The organism is Streptomyces sp. ActVer (assembly GCF_027270795.1).
GTDB classification, from domain to species: domain Bacteria; phylum Actinomycetota; class Actinomycetes; order Streptomycetales; family Streptomycetaceae; genus Streptomyces; species Streptomyces umbrinus_A.
Genome location: NZ_JAPWHT010000667.1, coordinates 1 through 3939, shown reverse-complemented (window position 1 = coordinate 3939; position 3939 = coordinate 1). Strand labels below are relative to the sequence as shown.

General features: G+C 69.3%; 5 protein-coding genes. All 5 read right to left on the bottom strand.

Annotation, left to right across the window (positions count from 1 at the left end; genetic code table 11):
• On the bottom strand, window positions 1-368 hold a 368-nt coding region (locus O3Q52_RS50090; protein ID WP_332113022.1), incomplete at its 3' end, for an ABC transporter substrate-binding protein.
• A 323-nt stretch (window positions 369-691) separates the two neighbouring features.
• Entirely contained in the window at window positions 692-793 is a 102-nt protein-coding gene (locus tag O3Q52_RS54315) for a putative leader peptide (protein WP_327394225.1), read from the bottom strand.
• Window positions 794-931: 138 nt separating this feature from the next.
• On the bottom strand, window positions 932-1390 hold the full coding sequence (locus O3Q52_RS50085; RefSeq protein ID WP_269655084.1) for an Rrf2 family transcriptional regulator: 459 nt from the start codon (window positions 1388-1390) through the stop codon (window positions 932-934).
• Between the two features lie 119 nt (window positions 1391-1509).
• On the bottom strand, window positions 1510-2739 hold the full coding sequence (locus tag O3Q52_RS50080; protein WP_269655083.1) for an acyl-CoA dehydrogenase family protein: 1230 nt from the start codon (window positions 2737-2739) through the stop codon (window positions 1510-1512).
• A gap of 13 nt (window positions 2740-2752) precedes the next feature.
• Window positions 2753-3322: a winged helix-turn-helix domain-containing protein gene (locus O3Q52_RS50075; protein WP_269655082.1), complete on the bottom strand. Its 570-nt coding sequence runs from the start codon at window positions 3320-3322 to the stop codon at window positions 2753-2755.
• Window positions 3323-3939 lie beyond the last annotated feature (617 nt).

The window sequence follows — 3939 nt, the reverse complement described above, 5'->3', positions numbered from 1 at the left end:
CCGTCGGTGGTGCTGTAGCCGTTGATCGCGGGCGAGGGGCCGATCCAGCCGATGTCGATCGAACCCGAGTTGAGCGCCTCGATCTCGGCAGGCCCCGCATTGAACTGGGAGTAGGTGGCCTTCGTGCCGCCGAGTTCCTTCTGCAGCAGGCCTTCCTGGTCGCCGACCAGGGCGGTGGCGTGCGTCAGGTTCGGGAAGTAGCCGATCCGGACGGTGTCCGCGGAGAGCTTCTTGCCCTCGGCCGCCACCTTCGACGTGTCGTCGTCCTTGGACTCGGACCCGTAACCGCAGGCAGCAAGCGTGAGCAGGGGAAGCGCGGCTATGGCGGCGATGGTGCGCAGGGTGGTGAGCGGTCGTGCGGCAGACACGGAGGTGTCCTCTCAGGGATGGGTTGTCAGGAGGTTCGGAAGTGCGAGGCGTAACACCCGGTGGCACGCACCAGCGCTCCACTACCGGCCCTCGGCGGCAGGAATGCCGTCGCGGGCCGAGGAGTGGAACGTGGATGGTGTTTGCCGGAGTGGATGGTGCGTCGCCGTCACGGCCACGCAGTGCCCGAAGGCATGCGGTCATGGGGATGTGCGCGTGACGGAGTCATCCGAGGGTGTCGAAGAGTGTCCGCTCCGCCGACAGGGGCGGGGTGGCAGGGAGCGCAGCGGTGTTCTGCGTGAGCCACCGGGTTCGGCGGACGGCGTCAGACGGGTCGACAGATGGCGCTGGACGTACGGCCGAGGTCGATGTGGCGACGCGAGGTCAGAAGGGGCAGCAACCGGTCTGTGCGGTTGAGCGTTCTCATGGCCACCCCGCAGTTCCCTAGTTTTCCCACCTGGTTGATGGGGATCGTGACAGAAGGTGGCCTTCACCCCAAGAGGGTGTTCATATTATGGACAGCCTGATCTCGATCTGTGAGATCAGGCTGCGAGTGGCCCTGCGGTCAGGGGTTCGTCCAGGCGTCGGGGGCGTCGGTCAGCGCGGAAACTCCGGCGGGCAACTCGGCCGACGCGACGTCGGCGAGGGAGACGCCCTCGAGGATCTCGCGCACGTTGGAGCGCAGTGCGATCCACAGGGGGAGCAGCGACTGGGCAGGTCCGGTGTAGGACAGGTCGGGAGGGCGGACCCCGCGGACCGAGACCAGCGGTCCGTCCACGACGCGAATGACGTCGGCGATGCTGATGGACTCGGGAGGCTTGGCCAGCCGGTAGCCGCCGTTCCCGCCGCGCTGGCTGAGCACGAGACCGCCCCGCCGCATGTCGTTCAGGATGCCTTCGAGGAATTTGTGCGGGATGTCCTGGGCGTCGGCGATGGCCTCGGCCTTCAGTGGCCCGTCATCTCGTGACGCGGCGAGCTGCAGTGCGGCACGTACCGCGTAGTCCGCCCTGGCTGAGATCCGCATACATTCATTATCCCGTACGAATTCGGTCGGCGTGCGCCGCGGGCGGGATGCCGGGCACCCGTTCTCACCCGGCGGCCACAGGGTTCAGGTCACCGTGATCAAGACAGGGTCTTGCGAGGTCAGGCAGGCAGGATGAACGGGGGGTGTGCACCGTTGAGGAAGTAGTCCCCGACATCGCGGAGTCGGTCGGCCACGGGCTCGTACAGGGTGTGGGTCCTGGCATTGCGCCAGAAGCGGTCGAAGCCCAGCCGCGAGGACGTGGAGCGGGCGCCGATGACGTCCAGTGCGCGGGCAGTGCATTCCTGCACGGCCCTGGAGGCGGCCGCTTCGGCCATCGCCACGAGGACCGATATCTCCGCGTACTCGTCGTACGTGAGGTCTTCGCCGTGCGCCAGCCCGCCCTGCAGGGCATCCAGCGCTTGATCGGTGAGCGCGGAGGCGGAGCGGGTGAGGACGGTGAGCTCCCCGTACGTCGTCAGCACCTGCGGGTCCTGCGGAGAGCCGGCCGGCCACGCCGGGTCCCAGGGGGAGTGGCCCGCCCGGCTGTACTCACGGGCTTCGGCGAGCACTCCCTCGGCCATTCCGAGACGGAGCTGGACGGACACGAGCCGCCCGACCGGCGACGCCAGGGAGGCTACGGGCGACAGGGCGTCCTCGTCCGCGGACAGGGAGCCGAGCACGTCGTCGGTGCTGACCGGCACGCCGTCGAACTCCACGCTGCCGCCGGCCGCGAGCCGTTGGCCGAAGGGGTCGGCGTCACCGTCGATCACCACGCCGTGCCGGGCCGGATCGACGACCACGGCGAGCGGTTCGCCGGTGTCGGTCCGCACGGCCCGTACGACGAGCCGGTCGGCGACCAGGACCCCGGTGACGTAACTCTGCCGACCGTCCAGCAGATAGCCACCGGCGGTCCTGTTCAGTGCGAGAGGTGGTTCCTGACGGGCGAAGCCACCGCCCCAGCACCACTGCTCGGCCGCGGACCGCCGCCCGACCTGCTCGGCGAGAGCGGGCTCGGTGAAGAACCGGGCGCTCCACGACATGAAGTAGTGACAGCCGAGGAGCTGGCCGATGGCGCCGTCGGCCGCGGCGATCTCCCGGACGACGGCGTAGGCCGTGGGCCAGCTCTCGCCTGCGCCCCCGAACTCGGCCGGTATCAGCAACGTCAGCAGGCCCGCCTCGCGCAGCCGGGACACCTCGTCGAACGGGACCTTGCCCGCCTGCTCCCGGACCACCGCGTCCGTGGCCAGGTCGTCCGCCGTCTCGCGGGCCACGTGCAGCCAGCGCGCACGGCCCGTCGCGGTGCGGTCGGACTCCGGCGCGGGGCTGGACTGCGCGGGGGCAAAGCCCATGGGACTGGTCTCCTCAAGGCCGGCCGCAGGAAGCGGCGTCGGGGCTCGCTTGCTGGTCGGGGACGTACTTGTAGCCCACGCGTCGTACGGTGACGATCCGGTGCTGGTGAGCCTTGCCCAGCTTGCGGCGCAGGCGCGCGATGTGGACGTCCACGGTGCGGCCGTCGCCGACGTGGTCGTAGCCCCATACGTTGGCCACCAGCTGCTCGCGCGAGTGCACCTGGTGGGGGCGCAGAACGAGATGGGCCAGCAGCTCGAACTCGAGGTAGGTGAGGTCGAGTTCGCGCCCGTCCGCCTGCGCGACATGCCGTGCGGTGTCGACGTGGATGCTGTCGCCGCTCGCCGGGAGCGCGGGCGGCGAGTCGTCGTAGGTGACCGGCCGGAGCTCCGGCCGTACGCCGTCCTTGACGAAGAGTTCGGCCGGGTCGGTGCCCTCGGGGACGAACAGGAGGTAGCCGACGAGCGGGGCCGCATCGCGATCCCCGGTGCCGCTCTGAGGGGTGGCGCCCACCAGGCGAAGATGGCGCACGTCGGAGAGCGGCGAATGCGGGGGAGCGGGCTGAGCCGGAAGTGCCGTGGTCATGGCGGTCGTCCTTCAGAAGGATGTCGGGCTGTCGGGAGCGGTGGGTGAGTTCACCTGAAGGATGCGGAGCGGCACGCGCGATGGGTGCGAGTCGCGAGCCCTAGACGCGACAGCAGGCGGCGCTGACGACGTGACCAAAGTCGACATGCCGACGACGAACGAGTCGTTGCTGCGTGGGGCACATGTGCATCATCCTGCGCATCCCAGCAGGGCGCCGTCAATACTTCCCTAGTAAATCGATAGGAAATATAGGGAACGATCGACTGGGTGGCCGGTATTCGTTGCCGTGGGCGGTCGGCCCGCGTGCCGGAGCCGGTCCGGCATGCGGGCGTTGGTTGACGACGAGCGAGATGTATTGCTCAATTGGCCGCATGAACGCCCAGCAGCGCTTGGTCTGGCGTGACCACATCGACTTCGGTCGGGTGTGGTCCGCGGCGTGTCGCGCCTGACTCGGGCGGTGGGCCGCCCTTCGGCCTTCCCTCCTCGGTGACCCCGTCGAACCCGTCGCGGACCGGGTTCTCCTTTCGGGGCATCGGCCCTCGGGTCGTGTCCCCGGTCGTGGTGTAGCCGATCACGGTCCGTCGCTTCCGCTTTGGAGCCGTCCGGTACGTGCCGCA

Coding starts and splice junctions, on each gene's coding strand:
- O3Q52_RS54315 (WP_327394225.1), bottom strand. CDS start 793: ATGAGAACGCTCAACCGCACAGACCGGTTGCTGCCCCTTCTGACCTCG.
- O3Q52_RS50085 (WP_269655084.1), bottom strand. CDS start 1,390: ATGCGGATCTCAGCCAGGGCGGACTACGCGGTACGTGCCGCACTGCAG.
- O3Q52_RS50080 (WP_269655083.1), bottom strand. CDS start 2,739: ATGGGCTTTGCCCCCGCGCAGTCCAGCCCCGCGCCGGAGTCCGACCGC.
- O3Q52_RS50075 (WP_269655082.1), bottom strand. CDS start 3,322: ATGACCACGGCACTTCCGGCTCAGCCCGCTCCCCCGCATTCGCCGCTC.